We start from the raw sequence: 20351 nt of genomic DNA on the forward strand, positions 1-20351 counted from the left end.
TTGAATTTATAGATTATTAGACGTAAACTTAAGGTAACTCAATATTAGGAGGACTATTGTATGTCTAAAACTGAAGAAATTATAAAAACATTACAAAAAGAACAAGCGGATGCGGCGTGGATTACTACCCCACTTAATGTTTATTATTTTACTGGTTATAGAAGCGAACCTCATGAAAGATTATTTGCATTATTAATCACAGCTGAGGGTAATAAAACGCTATTTTGCCCAAAAATGGAAGTAGAAGAAGTTAAAGCATCACCATTTGAAGGAAACATTGTTGGCTATTTAGATACTGAAAATCCATTTGATATTGCACCACATACATTTAAAAAGTTATTAATTGAAAGTGAACATTTAACTGTTAAACGTCAACGTGAATTAACTCAAAACTTTAAAGTTCAAGAATACTGCGATATTGATCAAACGATTAAAAATCTAAGAAATATAAAAAGTGAATCGGAAGTTGCTAATATTAGAAAAGCAGCTGAATTAGCTGATAAATGTATTGAAATTGGCGTAGATTTTCTAAAAGTTGGAGTAACTGAAAGAGAAGTAGTCAATCATATTGAGAACGAGATTAAAAAATATGGTGTAAGTGAAATGAGCTTTGACACTATGGTATTATTTGGCGACCATGCCGCTTCTCCTCATGGCACGCCAAATGATCGTAAACTTGAAGATAATGAATATGTGCTATTTGACCTAGGTGTCATCTATAACCATTATTGCAGCGATATGACTCGGACAGTCAAATTTGGTAATCCTACAGAAAAAGCTCAAGAAATATACAATATTGTGTTAGAAGCTGAGACAAGTGCTATCGCAGCAATTAAAGCAGGTGTACCATTACAAGATATCGATAAAATAGCAAGAGATATTATAACAAATGCAGGTTATGGAGAGTACTTCCCTCACCGCCTTGGCCACGGACTTGGTCTTGAAGAACATGAATACCAAGATGTTTCTAGCTCAAATTCAAATCAACTTGAAGCGGGCATGGTCATCACAATTGAACCAGGTATCTATGTTCCAAACGTAGCTGGCGTGCGAATTGAAGACGATATTTTAGTCACTGAAGATGGTTATGAAATTTTAACACATTATGAAAAATAAATAATAAAAATATAACGACAGAATTATAATTTAAGTTTAAAAATTTTAAAGTTTACTCTTTTAAAAACTAAAAAAGAGCCAGAGACGTTCATTGTAAACATCTCTGGCTCTTAAATATATTATTTAATTAACCTTCTTTTAAGGCATCTTCAACAGAAGTATATTCTAAACCAAATGCCTCAGCTACACCTTTATGTGTAACGTGACCTTTGTAAGTATTTAAGCCTAATGATAATGCGTGATTTGCTTTGAATGCTTCACGGTAACCTTTGCTAGCTAATAATTGAGCATAAGGTAGAGTGGCATTATTTAATGCGATAGTTGATGTACGAGGAACCGCACCAGGCATATTCGCTACAGCGTAATGTACAACGCCATGTTTAACGTAAGTAGGATCATCATGAGTTGTAATTTTATCAGTAGTTTCAAAAATACCACCTTGGTCGATTGCGATATCGACTACAACAGAACCATCTTTCATTTGTTTAATCATATCTTCAGTAACTAAGCTTGGCGCTTTAGCACCAGGAATAAGTACAGCACCGATTACTAAATCACTTTCTTTAACTGCATTTTCAATATTTAATGGGTTAGACATGATTGTATTCACACGTCCATCAAATAAATCTTCTAATTCAGCTAAACGTTTAGGATTAACATCTAAGATAGTTACGTCAGCACCTAAACCTAAAGCAATTTTAGCTGCATTTGTACCAGCTTGTCCGCCACCGATGATAGATACTTTACCTTTTGGTACTCCAGGTACGCCGCCAAGTAAAATACCCATGCCGCCGTTAATTTTTTGTAAAAATTCTGAGCCTACTTGAGCAGACATACGTCCTGCTACTTCACTCATTGGTGTCAATAATGGTAATGAACGGTCAGGTAATTGAACCGTTTCGTAAGCAATACCTACTACTTTATTGTCAACTAACGCTTGAGTTAATTTTTCTTCATTAGCAAGATGTAAGTATGTGAATAAGATTAAGCCTTCTTTAAAATATTTATATTCTTCTTCTAAAGGTTCTTTAACTTTGATGACCATGTCTACATCCCAAACTGTAGCTTGATCAGATACGATTTCAGCACCTGCCTGTTTGTAATCTTCATCTTCAAAATATGAACCTAAACCTGCATTTTTCTCTACTAATAATGTATGACCTTGCTCAACTAATGCATGTACACCACTTGGTGATAAACTAACTCTATTTTCGTTATTTTTAATCTCTTTTGGAATACCAATTTTCATTCCATCCACCTCCATAACCATCGTAACGCTAAAGCAATGAAAGCGCAATCAGAAAAAGTACACATTATTGTTAAAATTTAAATAATTCTTTTTATTTAATTCATGTTAAAATAGAATTAAGAAAAGCTAAGGGGGTTGTTAATATGTTAACTTATAAAAAAATTTTAATCGCAGTTGATGGTTCACACGAAGCAGAGTGGGCTTTCAATAAAGCAGTAGACGTAGCTAAACGTAACGACGCCAAATTGACAATTGTGAACATTATTGATTCAAGAACATATTCTTCTTATGAAGTTTATGATGCACAATTCACTGAAAAATCTAGAAGTTTCTCTGAAGAATTATTGAAAGGTTATCAAGAAGTTGCTACACGTGCTGGAGTAACTAATGTAGAAACACGTTTAGAATTTGGTTCTCCGAAAGCTATTATCCCTAAAAAATTAGCAAGCGAATTAGGTGTAGATTTAATTATGTGTGGTACTTCAGGACTAAATGCAGTAGAAAGATTTATTGTAGGATCTGTATCTGAAGCAATTGTACGTCATGCACCTTGTGATGTTTTAGTAGTACGTACTGAAGAAATTCCAGAAGATTTCCAACCAGAAGTTGCTACTCCAGAATTTAGACAACAATATTCTTAATATTTCATATCATCTGATATGGAAAAGGCTAGCGATATTTTCGTCGCTAGCCTTTTTTAATACTCAAATATAACTTTGTTTAGGACGATTACTCTACCCATCTCTTCAATAAAAATAAGGGAGTAGGACAGAAATCTAGGGAGCGAGACAGAAATCTAATGTAATTTCAAAGATTTCGTCGTCACGCCCCGGCAAGGTTGACTAGGAATAAAGAAAGTGAGGCTCGAACGCCTCTTTATTTCAGACAACTACTGCCATAACTAAAGGCTGAACCATTTTTTATATTAATGGCTCAGTCTCCGTATAATCACACTGTATTATAGTTCGCCAAATTTAACTGTGTCTCTAGCGATCATAACTTCTTCGTTTGTTGGGATAACGATAACTTTCACTGGTGAATGTGGATAGTTAATGAATCCTTCTTCTCCGTGAAGAGCTTCGTTTTTCTTAGGATCCCAATAAACACCCATGAATTCTAAGCCTTCTAAGACTTTAGCACGTACAGTTGAAGAGTTTTCGCCTACACCAGCTGTGAAGACAATAACGTCTACGCCATGCATTCTTGTTGCATAAGAACCGATATATTTGTGGATTCTTGAAGCGAAGACATCTAAAGCTAATTGCGCGCGTTCTTTACCTTCTTCTGCATCACTTTCAAGGTCACGTAAGTCACTTGATGTACCTGAGATACCAAGTAAACCTGATTCTTTATTTAGTACGTTAAGTACTTCTTCTGCAGTTTTACCTGTTTTTTGCATAATAAATGAAATTAACGCTGGGTCAATGTTACCTGAACGAGTACCCATTGTTACACCTGCTAATGGTGTGAAGCCCATTGATGTATCGATTGATTCCCCACCATCAATTGCAGCAATTGAAGCGCCGTTACCAATATGACATGAGATAGTACGTAACTCTTCAATTGGTTTATCTAAGATTTCTGCAGCACATTGTGATACATATTTATGACTTGTACCATGGAAACCATATTTGCGAATACCGTAATCTTCATAATATTGATAAGGTAAGCTATATAAATATGATTGTTCAGGCATTGTTTGATGGAATGAAGTATCAAACACAACTACATGAGGGATGTTTGGTAATAATTTTCTAAATGCACGAATACCCATTAAGTTAGCTGGGTTGTGTAATGGTGCTAATTCACATAATGATTCGATCTTCTCTTCAACTTCATCAGTTACTAAAGCTGAAGTTGGGAATAATTCCCCACCATGTACAACGCGGTGACCTGTACCAGCAATATCGTTAATATCCTCGATAATACCATGTTTTTTGAAGCTATCTAACATGATGTTAATTGCTTCTTCATGATCTTTGATATCTCTAACTTCTTTAACTTTTTCACCATTTACTTCTACTGTAAAGATTGAGTCTTTAATACCAATACGTTCGATTAATCCTTTAGTTACTAGTGTTTCTTCAGGCATTCTAATAAGTTGAAATTTTAAAGAAGAACTACCAGCATTAATCGCTAAAACTAATTTAGACATATATATTGTCCTCCAATTTATTAATTAAATATCCATATTTATTTAACCATTAATACAGTTATAATTCAAGAATATCACAGTTTATTTTTTTAAGTGATTATCTTGCATCCATTGATTTAATTCAGATATAAAACCTTGGAACTGATTAGGGTTTTTAAAGTCAGGTATATTAGCTAAGAATACTTCAACTGGCTTAGTTTCATTTGCTTTTTTCTTTTGTAAAATTAAGATAGACTTTCGAGCGTTTTCATTTTTAAATAATGTCTTAGGTAAATTTAGGAATGCTTGCATTTCTGTTTCTGTAGCAATGAAATTTTCTAACTGTTTTACATGTTCGCCTTCGAATAAATTACTAGGCACAACTAAAAAGGCGTATCCAGTTTGTTTTAATGCCGTAATCGCTTGTTCAATTAATAAATAATGAGAATAACTATGACCTTCTTCGAAACCAAGTTTCATTTCTTTACTACGCTCATCTAATGGATAATATCCAATTGGGAAATCACCTACCACAATATCTGCCTCTTCCAATGGTAAAGGCATGATTGCATCTTGTGGATAAACATCAAATGGGATTTCTAAAAAATTAGCTAAGTGCACACTAACTCTTGAAAGCACCGGGTCTACTTCGATTAAATGGTGCATTACAGTCTTATCTTTTAGTACTTCATTTACTGAGGCGCTCAAATGACCGGCTCCACTTGCGATATCAACGACATGTAGCTCTTCTTGATCTTCACTAAATTTTTGAACTAAGAACCCCAAAACTAATCCGATTGAATCAGGTGTAATTTGATGGTTCGCTTGGATATTTTCTTCTTGTAGTAAACTTAAGTAAGCAAATTGAAATGCCTTTCTACGATCTTGCAATGTTGCTTGCTCTAATAATTCTCTTTTATTTTGATACACATCTTCCATTGCTAGTCCCAAGTTTTCGATAAAACTTTGACCATTTTCTTTATTTAACGCTTTAGATTTTCCATCTAACGTACGAAATAATTTTTCCATTACAGTTTGTTCTTCAGTCATATTAAAATCCTTTCCAACAAAAAAGCGTCCATACGTTTTATTTCTTTAAAATGGATAAAGATTAGTACTAATTCGCATTTTCGAAATAAATATGGACACTTTCAATTTATGTCTTGTTATTGCCTAATTTTTAAATATTGCGATAAGCTTTTAAAGCTTCTTCAAAGTTAGGGAAGTCTGTTCCTTCGCTAACTAACTCTTTATAAACTACTTTATTATTTTCATCTAATACAAATACTGAACGAGCTAATAAACGTAATTCTTCCATAACTACGCCGTAATTTTTACCAAATGATAAATCTTTATGATCACTTAACGTAATCACATTATCTAAGCCATTAGAGGCACACCATCTTTTTTGAGCGAATGGTAAATCTGCTGAAATAGTTAGGACAACGCCATCTTCTTGGGCAGCTTCTTCATTAAATTTACGAGTTTGTTGATCACAGACACCTGTATCAATTGAAGGAACAACGCTAATAAGTTTCTTTTGCCCTTTAAAGTTATCTAAGCCAACTTCATTCAAATCATTATCTAATACTTTGAAATCTGGTGCTTGTTGTCCTTCTGAAACTTCAGTTCCCGCTAATTGAATAGGACTATTTTTGAAAGTAATTTGTGTCATATGGTATGACCTCCTAAATGAATTATGTATTATATCATTTATAATACGATAGCAATAAATCTTAAATCAATTATTTGATATTAAAAATATTGATTTAAGGTTATTTACCTAATAGTTGCATGATATAATCGTAAGTATTTTTCAAAATAAGTAATGACGTTATTATAATAAACAATAATTTAACGTAACTTACACCCTTATTAATGGCAAATTGAGCACCCATATAAGAACCTATAATCATACTTACTGCCATAATTAAACCATAGACAAAATCAACTTGACCTAAAATGATAAATAATATTAATGCTCCTAAATTTGATGCAAAGTTAAGCACTTTGGCATTACCTGCCGCACTCAAGAAATCAAATCCAAACATAAGAAGGACGAATAACATAAACGAACCCGTGCCTCCCCTAAGAAACCATCATAAGTACCAATTATTAACATCATTCCGACAAATAGAATTGACTTACCTAAAGTTAATGTTGAAAAGGTACGAACATTACCCCATTCTTTTTTTAAAATTGTATAAATCAACACTAACGTTAAAATGACAATTACTAAAGGTTTGAGAACCTGTGCAGGTAAAAATGTGGCTAAACTCGCACCACTAGCCGAAAACAAAAACACGAAAGGAAATAATTTTAATACTATTTTCAAGTCTACATTTCCTGAACGTAAGAATCTAAACGCACTTGTAAGCGATCCGAACGCACTAGCCAATTTATTTGTACCTAACGCCAAAGACGGTGGCATCCCTATAGCAAGCAAGGCAGGGATTGAAATTAAGCCACCCCCACCTACTACTGCATCTATAAATGCTGCTAAAAATCCTAAAACTACAATAATAAGAAGAATATCTAAGCTTATATCCATGATGCGTATCCCCTTTGTATTACTCTACGATAAATTAAGTTTAAAACAATTCATTAATTAATGCATCAGTGTCTTTATCTTTATCACTTTTATAATCTTTATTTATTGTAATTGTTTCTATACTATCAGCTGCTGCTTGAACCATCTCATCAAAATTAAATACACTTTCATATTTAATAACTTTATCAAAGTCGGGTTCAGTTACAGGATTTTTAGGTGTAAAAATCGTACAACAATCTTCGTATGGTTCTATCGATACATCGAAAGTACCGATTTCACGCGCTTTTTTCACAATATCTTCCTTATCTAAGGAAACAAGTGGCCGTAAAATAGGTGTGGAAGTTACGTCGTTTATCGCATACATACTTTTTAGCGTTTGACTTGCGACTTGGCCTAGATTTTCTCCATTTACAATGGCATGGCCGCCGATACGCTCTAAGATTATATCAGCTACGCGTAACATCATACGACGTGTAGATGTCATGGTATAGCGTGGATGCACTACTTTATTGATTTGTTTTTGTAATTCTGTAAAATGAACGATGTGTAATTTGATTGGACCGACACGTTCGGATAGAATACGCGTTAATTCAATTACTTTGTCTTTTGCTTTTTCACTTGTAAACGGTGGGCTATGGAAATGGATTGCTTCAATTCGCACACCACGTTTCATAATTTCCATACCGGCTACTGGCGAATCGATACCTCCAGAAAGCATTAATAGAGTCTTTCCTCCTGTACCTACTGGCAATCCTCCAGCACCTTCATAGATTTTGGTAAAGATATAAACTCCGTCTAAACGGATTTCTACTCTAACGTTATAGTCGGGTTGCTTCACATCTACCGTTACATCTTCAGTCGCATTTAAAACAGCACCGCCTAATTCTCTTTGTAATGCATAAGTATCTAATGGGAACGATTTATCGACACGTTTTACATCAATTTTAAATGTTTCACCACTTTTGAAATCTTGCGCCAAGCGTGCACATAATTCTTTAATATCATCTAACTCTTGCGACGTTTTATAGACAGGACTTATCGATTTTATGCCGAAGATTTTAGATAATCTATTAATTACTTCTTGAGCGTCCGCTTCTTCAGAAAGTGACACATACATTCTATCTCTTTTACCTTGAACGTGCGTTCCTTCTAAAGTTTGTAAAGATCTAATTACGTTATCTTTTAATGCATTCACAAACTTTTTACGGTTCGCTCCTTTTAATGTTAATTCTCCATACCTTACTAATAAATGATCAAATTCCATTTACTTAAGCAACTCCTTAACTTCAGAATAAATAATCTCAAATTTCTTTTTAAAAGACTCAATATCTTGTGCGGTTGTAGTATCGCCTAAAGATAGTCTTATACTTCCTTCAATTTTGTCTTCTCTAATATCCATCGCTAATAAAACTTCATTAAGTTTTCCTCTTTTAGAAGAGCATGCACTTGTAGTTGAAACCATAATATCTAATTTTGAAAAAGCATTTACTAACACTTCACCTTTTACCCCTGAAAATGCAATATTTAAAATTTGCGGAGCCCCATTTTCAGGTGAATTAATATATATACCTTTATAATTTTCAAAAAATGTGCGCAGTTCTTTATTAAAAGAACTTAAGCGTCTATGGCGTTCTCCCAAATTATCTAAAGCTAGTGCGATAGCCTTAACAAGCGAGACGTTCATAGCTAAGTTAACCGTACCACTACGTAAACCATATTCTTGGCCGCCACCATGCATAATAGGTTCTAACTTTTCTTTATTATCTATTAATAGTAAACCTTGACCTTTTAAGCCATTAAATTTGTGGCCACTAAAACTAAGACTATTAACCCCTTGTATTTTCATAGGTATTTTACCTAGAGCTTGAACTGCATCTACGTGTATATGTGCTTTAGGATATTCTTTTAATAGTTCAACGATTTGTTCAATAGGTTGAATCTGTCCCATGATATTATTGACATACATACATGTGACGAGACCGACTTTATCTGTCATTAACGAAGCAAGATGTTCCATATCAATTTGGCCATCTTCAGTAACATCCACATATTTTAAAATAAATCCCTCTTCTTCTAAATGACGCATGACTTCAAGGACTGAAGGATGTTCTAGTACTGAGGTAATAATTTCATTAGCAAATTGCTTTTTACGATAGGCAATACCTTTTAAGGCAATATTATTTGATTCAGTTGCACCACTGGTAAATATCACATCATATTGTTGTGTTGGAGATAAGAAATTATTAATACGTTCTTTTGCTTGTAATAATATTTTTTCGGCTTGTAATCCCATTTTATGTGGGCTATTAGGATTAAAATAAACTGATTCATTTACTTTTACAAACGAATCCAATACATCTTTATGAGGTTGGGTTGTGGCTGCATTGTCGAAATAAATCACTTACAACACTCACTTTCACATTTCAAATTACTCTAAATTAAATAAGGGTAAGCTCACTCTAGCGAAACGTTCATTTTTTTCTACCGTTAGTTTTGTAGAGTATAAATTATAGCTACTATACCTTATTACATACTTAAAAATAGATACTAGAGCATTATACTATTTTTCATTAAAAATAAAAGGGAGCGACACTGGAAATCTAATTAAATTTCAAAGATTTCACAGTCCACTCCATTAATAAAGTTTAAAATTTGTTATAACACGATTTTAATTCATATTTGGTTTAGTCCTCTATTATTAAAAAGGAGGTTAAGGCATTAGTACAATCAATGCCTCAACCTCTCAAACGATATTATTTTGTAACTTCATCTTCAATATATTTAGTAATACCAGGTTCTACACTTTCAAGTGCTTGTTCTGAAATTTCAATTGAACGTTTATAACGGTTGTTTTTAAATAAGCGTTCTGCTTCATTTAAGCTTTTATCTACGTTGTTATGGTCTTTACGGTATCTATTACCATATTGAATTAAACGTTCAGCGTATACTGCGTTGACTAATACATCATTTGCTTCCTCTTCAAACGTGTTCATTTGAATAACTATTTTAGAAACTTTATCTTTTAATTGTTTAACATGAATTGGTCGTTCGCTAAATTGGTCATTCGTCGCTCTTACTTCATGATCAATTTCGTTCTTCATAATGATAAATCGTTCTGGAACACTTGGTAAATTTGAAGCTAGAAGTCGACGATACACTTCTTCTTTTTTAGATTGAACTCTTAATAAATTATCTTCAGCATCCGCTTCATCTTCTCTCAATTGAATAAGATGATTTTGTAGTGTTTCTTGCTTTTCGTTAATAACTTTAACGTGGTCATCAAGATATTCAAGATTATCTTTTACTTCACTATATCTTACTGCTGATTTAGCCATTTCTTTAAGAATATCATCATAAACAGCTACTAGATTTTGAATTTCATTTTCATGTTGTCTAATACTATGAACATCACTTTCATTAATGAAGTAATTCTCACGGATATAGTCAATTTCAGTTCTTAACGTATAATTCATTTCTCTAGCTTTAAATAATTCATCCGTAATTTGTTCTTTCGTTTCTTCTACTTCATTTTTAGCCTTTACTTCATGTTCAATTAAATCGTACATTTCATCTAACTTATTATTGATTTGTTCTAACTTATCATTTGCGTTGTCTAATTCTAAACGACTAATCATAGGCTCAACAAAATTCAATTCTGTTTTTAAGCTTTGTAATGTACCATCAATTTTAACGTGATCAAGGTCATAACCGTTTACTTTTAAATCACGGCATCCATATTTTAAATCTTGGAACTGTCCAGGTAATTCTTTTTGAGCTTCACGGATTAATTCAGGGATTTCATCCATGTAATCCTTAATCTCATTAATAGACTGATTTAATCCCATAATATGATTATGCGCTTGGACATAGTTACCTTCTTCTTTAAGCGTAGTATATTGCTCAAGTTCAGGTTCAAATGATTCAATGCGTTTCTCAAGTGGTGCCGCTGCTTCACCAAATTGATGTCTATTCGCTAAAACATCGCGCTTCATTCCACGATAATCTGTTTTACATTTCTCGAAAACTTCTTCATTTTCCTTATGTAAAGCTACAATTTCGTCCACTTCTTCAACTTGTGCTCGATATCCTTCTTCATATCTATCCATTAAATCGTGCGCATCATCAATATCACTCTGCGCTCCTGAAAATTGGAATTTATCAAGTTGAATTTCAGCATCATGAATCTTTTCTTCTACAGGTGCTAAATAATTATTTGTATAATCTAAGGTGTCTTGCTTAAAAGCATCATATTTAGTTCTTGTTTCACCTTTTAAATTTAAGTTAGAAAGCTTTTCTAAATTTTCTTCAAAAGGTAATCTTTGTACTTTCAATTTACGTTCTTCAGCTTCTTCAACAATTTTTCGCTTATTAGAACGTAAATAAAACATAATACCAATGACAATTAGTATAATTACTATTATTGCTAATATAGTATATAAAACCATCTCATTCTCCTCCTACGTTATCATTATTATAACGTAATTTGTACATTCAATAAAACACTAAATGAATGAATTGATAGAATAATTTTTTCCATTTATAATTTAGTTTAAAATAACAAAATGAGGTCATCGTATGTCAACTATAAATGAAACTAATTATACATTAATTGAAAAGCAACTTGCTAGTTTAATTGAAGGTGAAACCAACTTAATTGCTATTTTAAGTAACACTTCTGCACTACTTAATGATAATTTAACCCAAATTAATTGGGTCGGCTTTTATCTAATAGATAATAATGAACTAATCCTCGGACCTTTTCAAGGTCATCCCGCTTGCGTACATATTGCTATTGGCAAAGGTGTATGTGGCACAGCTGTATCTGAAGACAAGACACAACTTGTTGAAGACGTGCACACTTTCCCTGGTCACATTGCTTGTGATGCAAATAGCAAATCAGAAATCGTAGTGCCTATCCACGTAAATGGAGAAATCATTGGTGTATTAGATATTGATGCCCCTATTAAAGGTCGTTTCAACAAGAAAGATGCCCAGGGTTTGCAAGCAATTGTATCTGTTCTTGAAAATCAATTAGCCAAACATTAAAAATGTATTGACACTTTGTAAAATACTGGTACAATGAAATTTGTGTGAATTAACGAAAATAGCAGTTGTATATCAATAAGCTCTATGTTGTTCCCAATGCGGACGTGTCATGTAACTGTCGCTATAAGGTGAAGACACATAAAACAATATATCTTACTTGAGCATGCAACACTCTTTTTTGTTTCTTCATAACAACAAAAAAGAAAAAGGAGGAGTCTTATTATGGCTCGATTCAGAGGTTCAAACTGGAAAAAATCTCGTCGTTTAGGTATCTCTTTAAGTGGTACTGGTAAAGAATTAGAAAAACGTCCTTACGCACCAGGACAACATGGTCCAAACCAACGTAAAAAATTATCAGAATACGGTTTACAATTACGTGAAAAACAAAAATTACGTTATTTATATGGAATTACTGAAAGACAATTCCGTAACACATTTGACATCGCTGCTAAACAACACGGTGTACATGGTGAAAACTTCATGATCTTATTAGCTAGTCGTTTAGACGCAGTTGTATATTCATTAGGTTTAGCTCGTACTCGTCGTCAAGCACGTCAATTAGTTGGACATGGTCACGTTGAAGTTGATGGCCGTCGTGTAGACATCCCATCATATTCATTAAAACCTGGTCAAGTTATCACTGTACGTGAAAAATCTCAAAACTTAGACATCATCAAAGAATCTATCGAAATTAGTAATTTCGTACCAGAATACTTAGACTTTGATGCTGACAACTTAAAAGGTACTTTCGTACGCTTCCCAGAACGTAGCGAATTACCAGCTGAAATTAACGAACAATTAATCGTTGAGTACTACTCAAGATAAGTTGCGTAGTTATAAAAAACACCCTTTCCTATTGGATTGGGTGTTTTTTAATGCATCTAAATTATAACTATTTCTTATTTTCTCAATTAAGCTTATAACTTAAATAACTCGTTTGGAATATCAGAGATAACCCCATCTACCCCTACTTTAATCAAATCTTTAACATCTTTCGCCATATTAACCGTGTAAGGCATCACTTTTAAAGACGCATCATGTGCTCGTGTAATAAATTTTTGATTAATTAATTTATAATTAGGATTAACGTAACTAGCATATGTGGCAATTTCATCAAAGTTAGGTTGTTTGTACCAATATTTCTTCTTACTCACTAACAAGCCTAATTTATATTTACTTTGAAGTTCTGCTAAACGTTTCACACTATTAGCATCAAACGACTGAATAACCGCTTTATGACTTGGTACACGATAAGCTTCTAATTTCTCTAATACCGCTTGTTCTATACCTGGATATTGTTTAGGTACCTTGATCTCGATTAATAACGTTTTTGAATAGTGACTAAATAATTCTAGCACTTCATCAAACGTGGAAATAGTAGTATTCGCAAATTTTTCACTATGTTTAATACCAAAATCAAATTTTCTTATATCTTCTAGTGTATAGTCTTTTATTTTACCTTTGCCGTTAGAAGTTCGGTCAATTGTGTCATCATGAACAACCACAAGATAATTGTCTTTAGTAAAATGAACATCAATTTCTAACATATCAATATGTTGCATTAATGCAGCTTTGAAGCCTTTGATAGTATTTTCGGGATATTGATGAGATAACCCACGATGTGCAACAATTTGAAATTCGCTATTAGGTTTATTAATTTTCATAGAAGACACCTTTCTTTAATTATGTAACACTTTAAACTACACTTAAGTTACCATACTATAAATGGAGGTTAAACACGAATGATTAAACATGACTTTAAAGTTCAAACAAATTGGCAAGGTGGTCGCGATGAAATCGGCACTGTAAATGGAGATGTTCTCTCTGAACAGATTTCTATCCCGGCCTCTTTAGGTGGTAATGGTACAGGTACTAACCCTGATGAAATATTAGTATCAGCTGCCTCCTCTTGCTATATCATCTCCCTAGCCGCTACTCTAGAAAGAGCAAAATTTACTAACGTCACACTAACTGTAGATTCCGTGGGTACAGCTATTTTTGAAAATGGGAAATTCAGAATGGATAAGATTACACATTATCCTTCTATCTCTGTTCCAGATAATGAAAAAGAAAATTTAGAAAAACGTTTACCAAAACTAATAGAGATTGCTGATAATAATTGTATGATTTCTAACTCTATAAGAAATAATGTAGCTATAGATATCACGCCAACTATTTTATAATTAGTAAATATAAATGTTTTTATTTAGTCGTTATTAGACTCTGGAAAATGTTTTAATAGACCTTTTTCTGTAACTATCTATTATTGCGTGGGGTAACTTCTTTACATAAGTTTGGATTATCCTCACGCTAAGAATTCACCTTTAAAATTGTCAGAATTTTTGGTAAAATATAAAAATCTAATAACGAGAGGAAAGTTTACTATGAATTATTATGAACCATTGTTATTAACACCAGGTCCTACTCCCGTACCTAATGAAATTAATCATGCCATGGCATTGCCTATGGTTGGTCATCGTTCTCTAGATTTCGAAGCCATTGCCAAAGAAGCTTTCGCTAATTTAAAACCTATCTTCGGAACTAACAACGATGTCATGATTCTAACTTCAAGTGGTACAAGTGTTTTAGAAGCTAGTATGTTAAATATCGTTAATCCCGATGATCATTTTGTCATAATTGTATCAGGTGCATTTGGTAATCGTTTTAAACAAATTGCAGAAACTTATTATCAAAATGTACATGTCTACGATGTCGAATGGGGTAAAGCTGTAGATGTTGAAGAATTTACGACATATTTATCTTCACTTGAGCATAAAATTACGGCCGTCTTTACGCAATTTTGTGAAACTTCAACGGCAGTACTTCATCCTGTAGCTCAATTAGGTAAAGCCATTAAAGAAGTTGATGAGACCATCTATTATGTGGTAGATGGCGTGAGCTGTATTGGTGCTGTCGATGTCGATTTAGAAAGAGATAATATTGATGTGTTAGTTTCTGGTAGTCAAAAAGCGCTTATGTTACCTCCAGGTTTGGCATTTGTAGCATATAATCACCGTGCATTACAACGTTTCAAAGAAGTAACTACGCCACGATTCTATTTAAATTTGAATAAATATCATGATTCTCTTCAACAAAATACAACACCATTTACTCCGAACGTTGGTCTGTTCAGAGCAGTGAATGCTTATGCGGATTTAGTGAAATATGAAGGGTTTGCCAATACAATCTCAAGACATTGCACAATTCGAGATGCGTTAAGAGTTGCATTAAGCGCATTAGATTTAGAGTTATTAGTTGAAGATGCTTACGCCTCTCCTACTGTAACTGCTTTTATTCCTAGGGATAAAGAAGAATTGAACCATATAAAATCTACGTTAAAATCTCAGTTCAATATTACGATTGCCGGTGGCCAAGGCAAATTAAAAGGTACGATCTTACGTATCGGCCATATGGGAAAAGTATCCCCATTTGATATTTTAGCGGTAGTAACTGCCCTAGAAATCATCTTATCAGATTATCGTAAAGTTAATTACATCGGTAAAGCAACTTCAAAATATACGGAGGTCATCTATCATGACGCATCAAATATTAGTATCTGATCCAATTTCTGAAGAAGGATTGCAAAGTTTAACATCTCATCCAAATTTCAAAGTGGATATTAACACAGGGTTAAGTGAAGATGAGTTATTAAAAATTATTCCAGACTATGAAGGTCTCATCGTACGTAGTCAAACGCAGGTTACAGAAGCGATAATCAAACAAGCAAAAAATTTAAAAGTAATTGCTCGAGCAGGTGTTGGTACTGATAATATCGATATTGAAGCGGCAAGCTTGCAAGGAATTCTGGTTATTAACGCGCCCGATGGTAACACAATTTCTGCGACGGAACATTCAGTCGCTATGATTCTTGCGATGGCACGTAATATCCCTCAAGCTCATACTTCTTTGAAAAATAAAGAATGGAATCGCAAGCAGTTTAAAGGGGTTGAACTCTATCAAAAAACATTAGGTGTCATCGGTGCTGGACGTATAGGCATCGGCGTAGCACAACGACTACAAAGTTTTGGCATGAAAGTCTTAGCCTTTGACCCTTATTTAACTGAAGAACAAGCACAACAATTAGGCATTAAACTTGCGACTGTTGAGGAAATTGCACAACATGCTGATTTCGTTACGGTGCATACGCCATTAACTCCTAAGACAAAAGGTCTTATTAATGCTGAATTCTTTTCAAAAGCAAAACCAACATTACAAATTATCAATGTAGCCAGAGGTGGCATTATCAATGAACAAGATTTAATCCATGCTTTGGATAACAACCAAATTTCACGAGCTGCGCTTGACGTGTTCGAACATGAACCACCAACTGACTCACCTCTTCTAGATCATGAAAAGATTATTGTGACACCTCATTTAGGTGCATCAACGGTAGAAGCACAAGAGAAAGTAGCAATTTCAGTAGCTGAAGAAATTGTAGACATTTTAGAACATGGAAACGTTACACATGCCGTTAATGCTCCGAAATTAAATTACAACGAGATTGATGAAGATACTCAACAGTGGATTAATATCGGACAATTGTCTAGTGAATTAGCTATTCAATTATTAGAAGGCGCGCCTAGAGCTATTAAAGTTACGTTTAATGGTGATGTAGCGAATAAAGAAACTGATTTAATTACACGGTCAATTGTGACACGTGTCTTACAACAAGATTTAGGCGAGCGTGTTAATTTAATTAATGCTATAGCCCTTCTTAATGAGCAAGGTGTAGCCCATAATATCGAGAAGCAAGCATCTCAAGGTGCATTCAATAACTATATCCAAGTTGATTTAACAAACGATACGGAAGAGGTTAAAATTGGTTGCACGGTAATTTCAGGATTTGGGGCACGCATTGTACGTATTAATGACTATTCAGTAGACTTTAAACCTAATGCTTATCAATTAATTTCTTATCATGGTGATCAACCTGGTATGGTTGGTTTAACTGGTCAATTATTAGGAAAACATGGCATTAATATCGCCTCAATGTCTTTAGGACGTAATATTGAAGGTGGCCAAGCCATGATGATATTATCTGTCGATCAACCTGTTCCATCTGAAACGATTGACGAATTATATCAACTCGGCGGATTTGATAAACTTTATGGTACATCATTAACCCTTCCAAAAAATTAGATTATATAATTAAACAGCGATGGCAATCATAACTCGATTGTCATCGCTATTTTAAACATTTTATAAAAGAATATCTCTAATATGACTCACATGCTCTATAATGTAATCCGCTTCGTAATTTTCTAGCTCTCCTCTTGCTGCTTGCCCTTTAAGACCAGTTAGCGTACCAATAAATGTAGCTCCTATCTTTTTAGCACACAGCAAATCTGCCAGTGAATCTCCGACAATAAATACCTCTTCTTTATTCACAATATCGGTTTGTGTTGAAACATAGTCTTTATACTTACTTTGATCATTTCCATTAAGCGTAGCAATATAACAGAATGGATTAGGTTTACCCAATGGCACGAATTTGGGAAAAGCTTTCTCCGCATTCAACACATCTGTCGCAGTCACAATATGGTTATCTTGGAAGAACTGTTTCAAACCGAGAGATTTAAATGGCACCATCATTTCTGTTCGAGGTCGACCCGTTGCGATTGCGAGCTGATAACCCGCTTCTTGTAAATCTGTTAATAATGTTTGAATCTCTTCGACAGGTCTCAATACAACCTCATCATAAATAAAGCCGTTTTTAAAGTTTGAAATAGGCAACTTATCTTCAACTTCTTTAAATAAGCTTGAACCTAAATACCATTCTTGATAAACCTCTCTTGAAAAATGCCACAACGGCCCTTTAAGTTTAAATAAGCTTGCATCGTTGACGTCTAATTGTAACTTAGCATATGTTTCCAATTTTGCATAAATATTTTCTTTGCCTTGTTCACTATGATTAATAAATTCTAACGGTCTACCATAATCAATAGGAATATGGTGATTAATTAAACTTTGTATTTCTTTTAATTCAAATTTAGATATAGAGTCATAGTTTAAAACCTTATTGATTTTATCTTTGTTAAGCGTTTTTAAGATATTAATAAAGTGAATGCTAAATACAACAAACAACATATCCGAATTAGAATTTAATCCTAGTGATTTTAATTGAGTTAAAATTTGATCATCTTTAAACACTCTTTTACGTATATCATGAATGAGTTCATCATTCATATCTTTAAATGGTATAGAGGTATCTAAGCCTAAGAAGTCTTCGTGTTTTAGTATTTCTTCAACAGTAAGCGCCGAAACATCGAAACAACGTTCTTCACTTAAAAACACTCCATCGACATCGAATAATATTGATTTCATTTCCTTTTCTCTCCATTAATTTCGAATATTCTGATTCTTTTAGTTATAAAATAATTACTTACTCTCCATATTATCATAAATTAAAAAGCTAATGAACGTAAGATTGGACTTTACATCCCCCTTTATACCAATACTGATTAGCTATAGCTTTTGAATTAACATTTTAATTTTAGTCATATTTTAAGACATAGTTAGATATCTAAATTCATATATACTACCCAAGTGGAAAAACAACAATATAAAAAGGATAGCTACTAAACTATCCTTTTTGAATTAAAATTTTTAATTGAAAATTATTCTTTATACAAACTAATAATCAAAATTATTTTAAATGTTTTTCAATTTCATCTGCAACTTGTTGGACGTGTGTGCCAATGATGACTTGTGTAGAGTGTTTACCGTTTTTAGTCACACCTATTGCCCCAGCGTTTCTAATCTTTTGTTCATCTATAATAGAATTATCTTTCAATTCCATTCTTAATCTAGTTGCACAATTTGTGAGTGTATCTATGTTATCACTACCGCCTAAGCCTTCTAGAATTTGATTAGCAGTTGTATGGTATTTCCCTTTTCCAGAAGCAACGGCCTGATTGTCAATGTCATCGCTAGAAATATCTGTTGGATCTGCCAGTAGATTATCTCCACGACCAATAGTATTTAAGTTAAAGACTTTAATAACTATTCGGAAAATCACATAATATAAAATAAAGAATACGAGACCTTGAACGAGCAACATTAACGGATGGTTTGCGACTGGATTAATTAATGATAAAACATAGTCAATTAGCCCAGCGCTAAATGAGAATCCTGCAGTCCAGTGAAAGACAGACGCTATAAATAAAGATAAACCTGTAAGGAACGCATGGATAACAAATAAAATCGGTGCCACGAACATGAAAGCGAATTCGATTGGTTCTGTTACCCCTACTAAAAACGCAGACACAGCACTAGCTAAAAACCAGCCCCAAACCTGTTTTTGTTGCTTAGTTTCAGCACTATGATACATCGCTAACGCAGCAGCTGGCATACCAAACATCATGATTGGGAAGAATCCAGCTTGATAACGACCAGTAATGCCTTTTACTGCGTCTTGGCCAGTTTGGAATTTACCAATATCATTAATTCCTGCTGTATCTAACCAGAATACTGCATTCAATGCGTGATGTAATCCAGTTGGTATAAGTAAACGGTTAAAGAAACCATATAAAAACGCTCCAAATGACCCGAACCCAACAAGCCATTTACCAAATGTAACAATAGCACTAAAAATAATTGGCCATAAGAATAATAGAACAACTGCTAATGCAGTACAGAAAAAAACTGTCATAATTGGAACTAAACGTTTACCACTAAAGAATGATAATGCCATAGGAAGTTCAACTTCGCTAAACTTATTATAAGTATATGCAGCGATTAAACCGATAATCATACCTAGAAAAACGTTAGAATTATCCATCTTAATAAATCCTAAGTTGACTGCTTTTTCTTTAATGTTAAAAAATAAAGCAACATTTTCAGGATTTAATACTTTCGTAACTAAAGCAAATCCTAATGCACCTGCTAAAGCCACTGTTCCATCATTTTTCTTAGCCATACCGATTGCAACACCTATAGCAAAGATTAATCCTAATTGACCTAAAATTGCAGTTCCGACAGTTGAAAAGAATAACGCAACTGTAGGAAGAACATCTAAAGCTTTGAGTAAATTACCAATCCCTACAATGATTGCCCCTGCAGGTAGCACTGCAACAGGCAACATGAGAGATCTCCCTAAATTTTGAAAAAATTTAAACATTTGTATCCTCCCAAAATCATACTTATTTTAAAAAATTGATTAAATTTTTAAAAAGTATTTATTTTTTATTCCTTTATAAATTTACCATAAATGAAAGCGCTTTTGATGTGTCATTTTTACAAATATTTGATAATTG

17 protein-coding genes and 1 pseudogene are annotated in these 20351 nt (G+C 33.5%); 7 read left to right on the plus strand and 11 right to left on the minus strand.

The genetic code is table 11. The features are described from left to right. Positions 1–60: 60 nt before the first annotated feature. On the plus strand, positions 61–1116 hold the full coding sequence (locus CD147_RS09710; protein WP_103167190.1) for a M24 family metallopeptidase: 1056 nt from the start codon (positions 61–63) through the stop codon (positions 1114–1116). 127 nt (positions 1117–1243) lie between these two features. On the opposite strand, the gene ald is transcribed toward CD147_RS09710, so the two are convergent. Then, positions 1244–2365, minus strand: a complete 1122-nt coding sequence (gene ald / locus CD147_RS09715) for an alanine dehydrogenase (protein ID WP_103167191.1) — start codon at positions 2363–2365, stop codon at positions 1244–1246. 143 nt (positions 2366–2508) lie between these two features. Here ald and CD147_RS09720 point away from each other — a divergent pair, with 143 nt between their 5' ends. Next, entirely contained in the window at positions 2509–3006 is a 498-nt protein-coding gene (locus CD147_RS09720) for a universal stress protein (RefSeq protein ID WP_103167192.1), read from the plus strand. 317 nt (positions 3007–3323) lie between these two features. On the opposite strand, the gene CD147_RS09725 is transcribed toward CD147_RS09720, so the two are convergent. The 7 genes and pseudogenes from CD147_RS09725 to ezrA all read right to left on the minus strand — a co-directional run bounded on the left by CD147_RS09725 (position 3324) and on the right by ezrA (position 11495). Continuing rightward, complete coding sequence (locus tag CD147_RS09725; protein WP_103167193.1) at positions 3324–4520, minus strand: acetate kinase; 1197 nt, start codon at positions 4518–4520, stop codon at positions 3324–3326. 81 nt (positions 4521–4601) lie between these two features. After that, positions 4602–5549, minus strand: coding sequence for a class I SAM-dependent methyltransferase (locus CD147_RS09730; RefSeq protein WP_103167194.1), 948 nt, complete (start codon positions 5547–5549; stop codon positions 4602–4604). A 130-nt stretch (positions 5550–5679) separates the two neighbouring features. Next, positions 5680–6174 (minus strand): thiol peroxidase, encoded by a 495-nt coding sequence (tpx, locus tag CD147_RS09735; protein ID WP_103167195.1) that lies wholly within the window; start codon positions 6172–6174, stop codon positions 5680–5682. A 100-nt stretch (positions 6175–6274) separates the two neighbouring features. Next, a pseudogene (locus CD147_RS09740) lies at positions 6275–7050 on the minus strand (TSUP family transporter). 40 nt (positions 7051–7090) lie between these two features. Beyond that, a complete protein-coding gene (gene thiI, locus CD147_RS09745) occupies positions 7091–8314 on the minus strand; it encodes a tRNA uracil 4-sulfurtransferase ThiI (RefSeq protein WP_103167196.1) in 1224 nt (407 codons plus the stop codon). After that, positions 8315–9451, minus strand: coding sequence for a cysteine desulfurase family protein (locus tag CD147_RS09750; RefSeq protein WP_103167197.1), 1137 nt, complete (start codon positions 9449–9451; stop codon positions 8315–8317). It abuts the gene before it with no gap. Positions 9452–9803: 352 nt separating this feature from the next. Beyond that, entirely contained in the window at positions 9804–11495 is a 1692-nt protein-coding gene (gene ezrA / locus CD147_RS09755) for a septation ring formation regulator EzrA (RefSeq protein WP_103167198.1), read from the minus strand. Positions 11496–11625: 130 nt separating this feature from the next. Between ezrA and CD147_RS09760 the strand changes: the two genes are divergently transcribed. Together CD147_RS09760 and rpsD are read left to right on the plus strand one after the other, a co-directional pair. Then, the gene (locus CD147_RS09760; RefSeq protein ID WP_103167199.1) at positions 11626–12096 is read left to right on the plus strand and encodes a GAF domain-containing protein; all 471 of its coding nucleotides are present in this window, start codon (positions 11626–11628) and stop codon (positions 12094–12096) included. Between the two features lie 222 nt (positions 12097–12318). Next, positions 12319–12921 (plus strand): 30S ribosomal protein S4, encoded by a 603-nt coding sequence (gene rpsD / locus CD147_RS09770; protein WP_103167200.1) that lies wholly within the window; start codon positions 12319–12321, stop codon positions 12919–12921. A 92-nt stretch (positions 12922–13013) separates the two neighbouring features. On the opposite strand, the gene CD147_RS09775 is transcribed toward rpsD, so the two are convergent. Further along, complete coding sequence (locus tag CD147_RS09775) at positions 13014–13760, minus strand: glycerophosphodiester phosphodiesterase (protein ID WP_103167201.1); 747 nt, start codon at positions 13758–13760, stop codon at positions 13014–13016. Between the two features lie 78 nt (positions 13761–13838). Here CD147_RS09775 and CD147_RS09780 point away from each other — a divergent pair, with 78 nt between their 5' ends. From CD147_RS09780 to serA, 3 genes are all read left to right on the plus strand, one after another. Continuing rightward, a complete protein-coding gene (locus CD147_RS09780) occupies positions 13839–14279 on the plus strand; it encodes an OsmC family protein (RefSeq protein ID WP_103167202.1) in 441 nt (146 codons plus the stop codon). 201 nt (positions 14280–14480) lie between these two features. After that, complete coding sequence (locus CD147_RS09785) at positions 14481–15656, plus strand: pyridoxal-phosphate-dependent aminotransferase family protein (protein ID WP_103167203.1); 1176 nt, start codon at positions 14481–14483, stop codon at positions 15654–15656. After that, positions 15631–17235 (plus strand): phosphoglycerate dehydrogenase, encoded by a 1605-nt coding sequence (serA, locus tag CD147_RS09790; RefSeq protein ID WP_103167204.1) that lies wholly within the window; start codon positions 15631–15633, stop codon positions 17233–17235. Before CD147_RS09785 ends, serA begins: the two co-directional genes overlap by 26 nt. A gap of 60 nt (positions 17236–17295) precedes the next feature. On the opposite strand, the gene CD147_RS09795 is transcribed toward serA, so the two are convergent. Continuing rightward, positions 17296–18420: an HAD family hydrolase gene (locus CD147_RS09795; RefSeq protein WP_103167205.1), complete on the minus strand. Its 1125-nt coding sequence runs from the start codon at positions 18418–18420 to the stop codon at positions 17296–17298. A 322-nt stretch (positions 18421–18742) separates the two neighbouring features. Continuing rightward, a complete protein-coding gene (gene nagE, locus CD147_RS09800; protein ID WP_103167206.1) occupies positions 18743–20215 on the minus strand; it encodes an N-acetylglucosamine-specific PTS transporter subunit IIBC in 1473 nt (490 codons plus the stop codon). Between the last annotated feature and the right edge of the window lie 136 nt (positions 20216–20351).

The organism is Staphylococcus devriesei, assembly GCF_002902625.1.
GTDB lineage: Bacteria > Bacillota > Bacilli > Staphylococcales > Staphylococcaceae > Staphylococcus > Staphylococcus devriesei.

What these genes read in the sequence shown, in the direction of transcription:
- CD147_RS09710 (WP_103167190.1), top strand. Translation starts at nt 61, where the DNA reads ATGTCTAAAACTGAAGAAATTATAAAAACATTACAAAAAGAACAAGCG.
- ald (WP_103167191.1), bottom strand. Translation starts at nt 2,365, where the DNA reads ATGAAAATTGGTATTCCAAAAGAGATTAAAAATAACGAAAATAGAGTT.
- CD147_RS09720 (WP_103167192.1), top strand. Translation starts at nt 2,509, where the DNA reads ATGTTAACTTATAAAAAAATTTTAATCGCAGTTGATGGTTCACACGAA.
- CD147_RS09725 (WP_103167193.1), bottom strand. Translation starts at nt 4,520, where the DNA reads ATGTCTAAATTAGTTTTAGCGATTAATGCTGGTAGTTCTTCTTTAAAA.
- CD147_RS09730 (WP_103167194.1), bottom strand. Translation starts at nt 5,549, where the DNA reads ATGACTGAAGAACAAACTGTAATGGAAAAATTATTTCGTACGTTAGAT.
- tpx (WP_103167195.1), bottom strand. Translation starts at nt 6,174, where the DNA reads ATGACACAAATTACTTTCAAAAATAGTCCTATTCAATTAGCGGGAACT.
- thiI (WP_103167196.1), bottom strand. Translation starts at nt 8,314, where the DNA reads ATGGAATTTGATCATTTATTAGTAAGGTATGGAGAATTAACATTAAAA.
- ezrA (WP_103167198.1), bottom strand. Translation starts at nt 11,495, where the DNA reads ATGGTTTTATATACTATATTAGCAATAATAGTAATTATACTAATTGTC.
- CD147_RS09760 (WP_103167199.1), top strand. Translation starts at nt 11,626, where the DNA reads ATGTCAACTATAAATGAAACTAATTATACATTAATTGAAAAGCAACTT.
- rpsD (WP_103167200.1), top strand. Translation starts at nt 12,319, where the DNA reads ATGGCTCGATTCAGAGGTTCAAACTGGAAAAAATCTCGTCGTTTAGGT.
- CD147_RS09775 (WP_103167201.1), bottom strand. Translation starts at nt 13,760, where the DNA reads ATGAAAATTAATAAACCTAATAGCGAATTTCAAATTGTTGCACATCGT.
- CD147_RS09780 (WP_103167202.1), top strand. Translation starts at nt 13,839, where the DNA reads ATGATTAAACATGACTTTAAAGTTCAAACAAATTGGCAAGGTGGTCGC.
- CD147_RS09785 (WP_103167203.1), top strand. Translation starts at nt 14,481, where the DNA reads ATGAATTATTATGAACCATTGTTATTAACACCAGGTCCTACTCCCGTA.
- serA (WP_103167204.1), top strand. Translation starts at nt 15,631, where the DNA reads ATGACGCATCAAATATTAGTATCTGATCCAATTTCTGAAGAAGGATTG.
- CD147_RS09795 (WP_103167205.1), bottom strand. Translation starts at nt 18,420, where the DNA reads ATGAAATCAATATTATTCGATGTCGATGGAGTGTTTTTAAGTGAAGAA.
- nagE (WP_103167206.1), bottom strand. Translation starts at nt 20,215, where the DNA reads ATGTTTAAATTTTTTCAAAATTTAGGGAGATCTCTCATGTTGCCTGTT.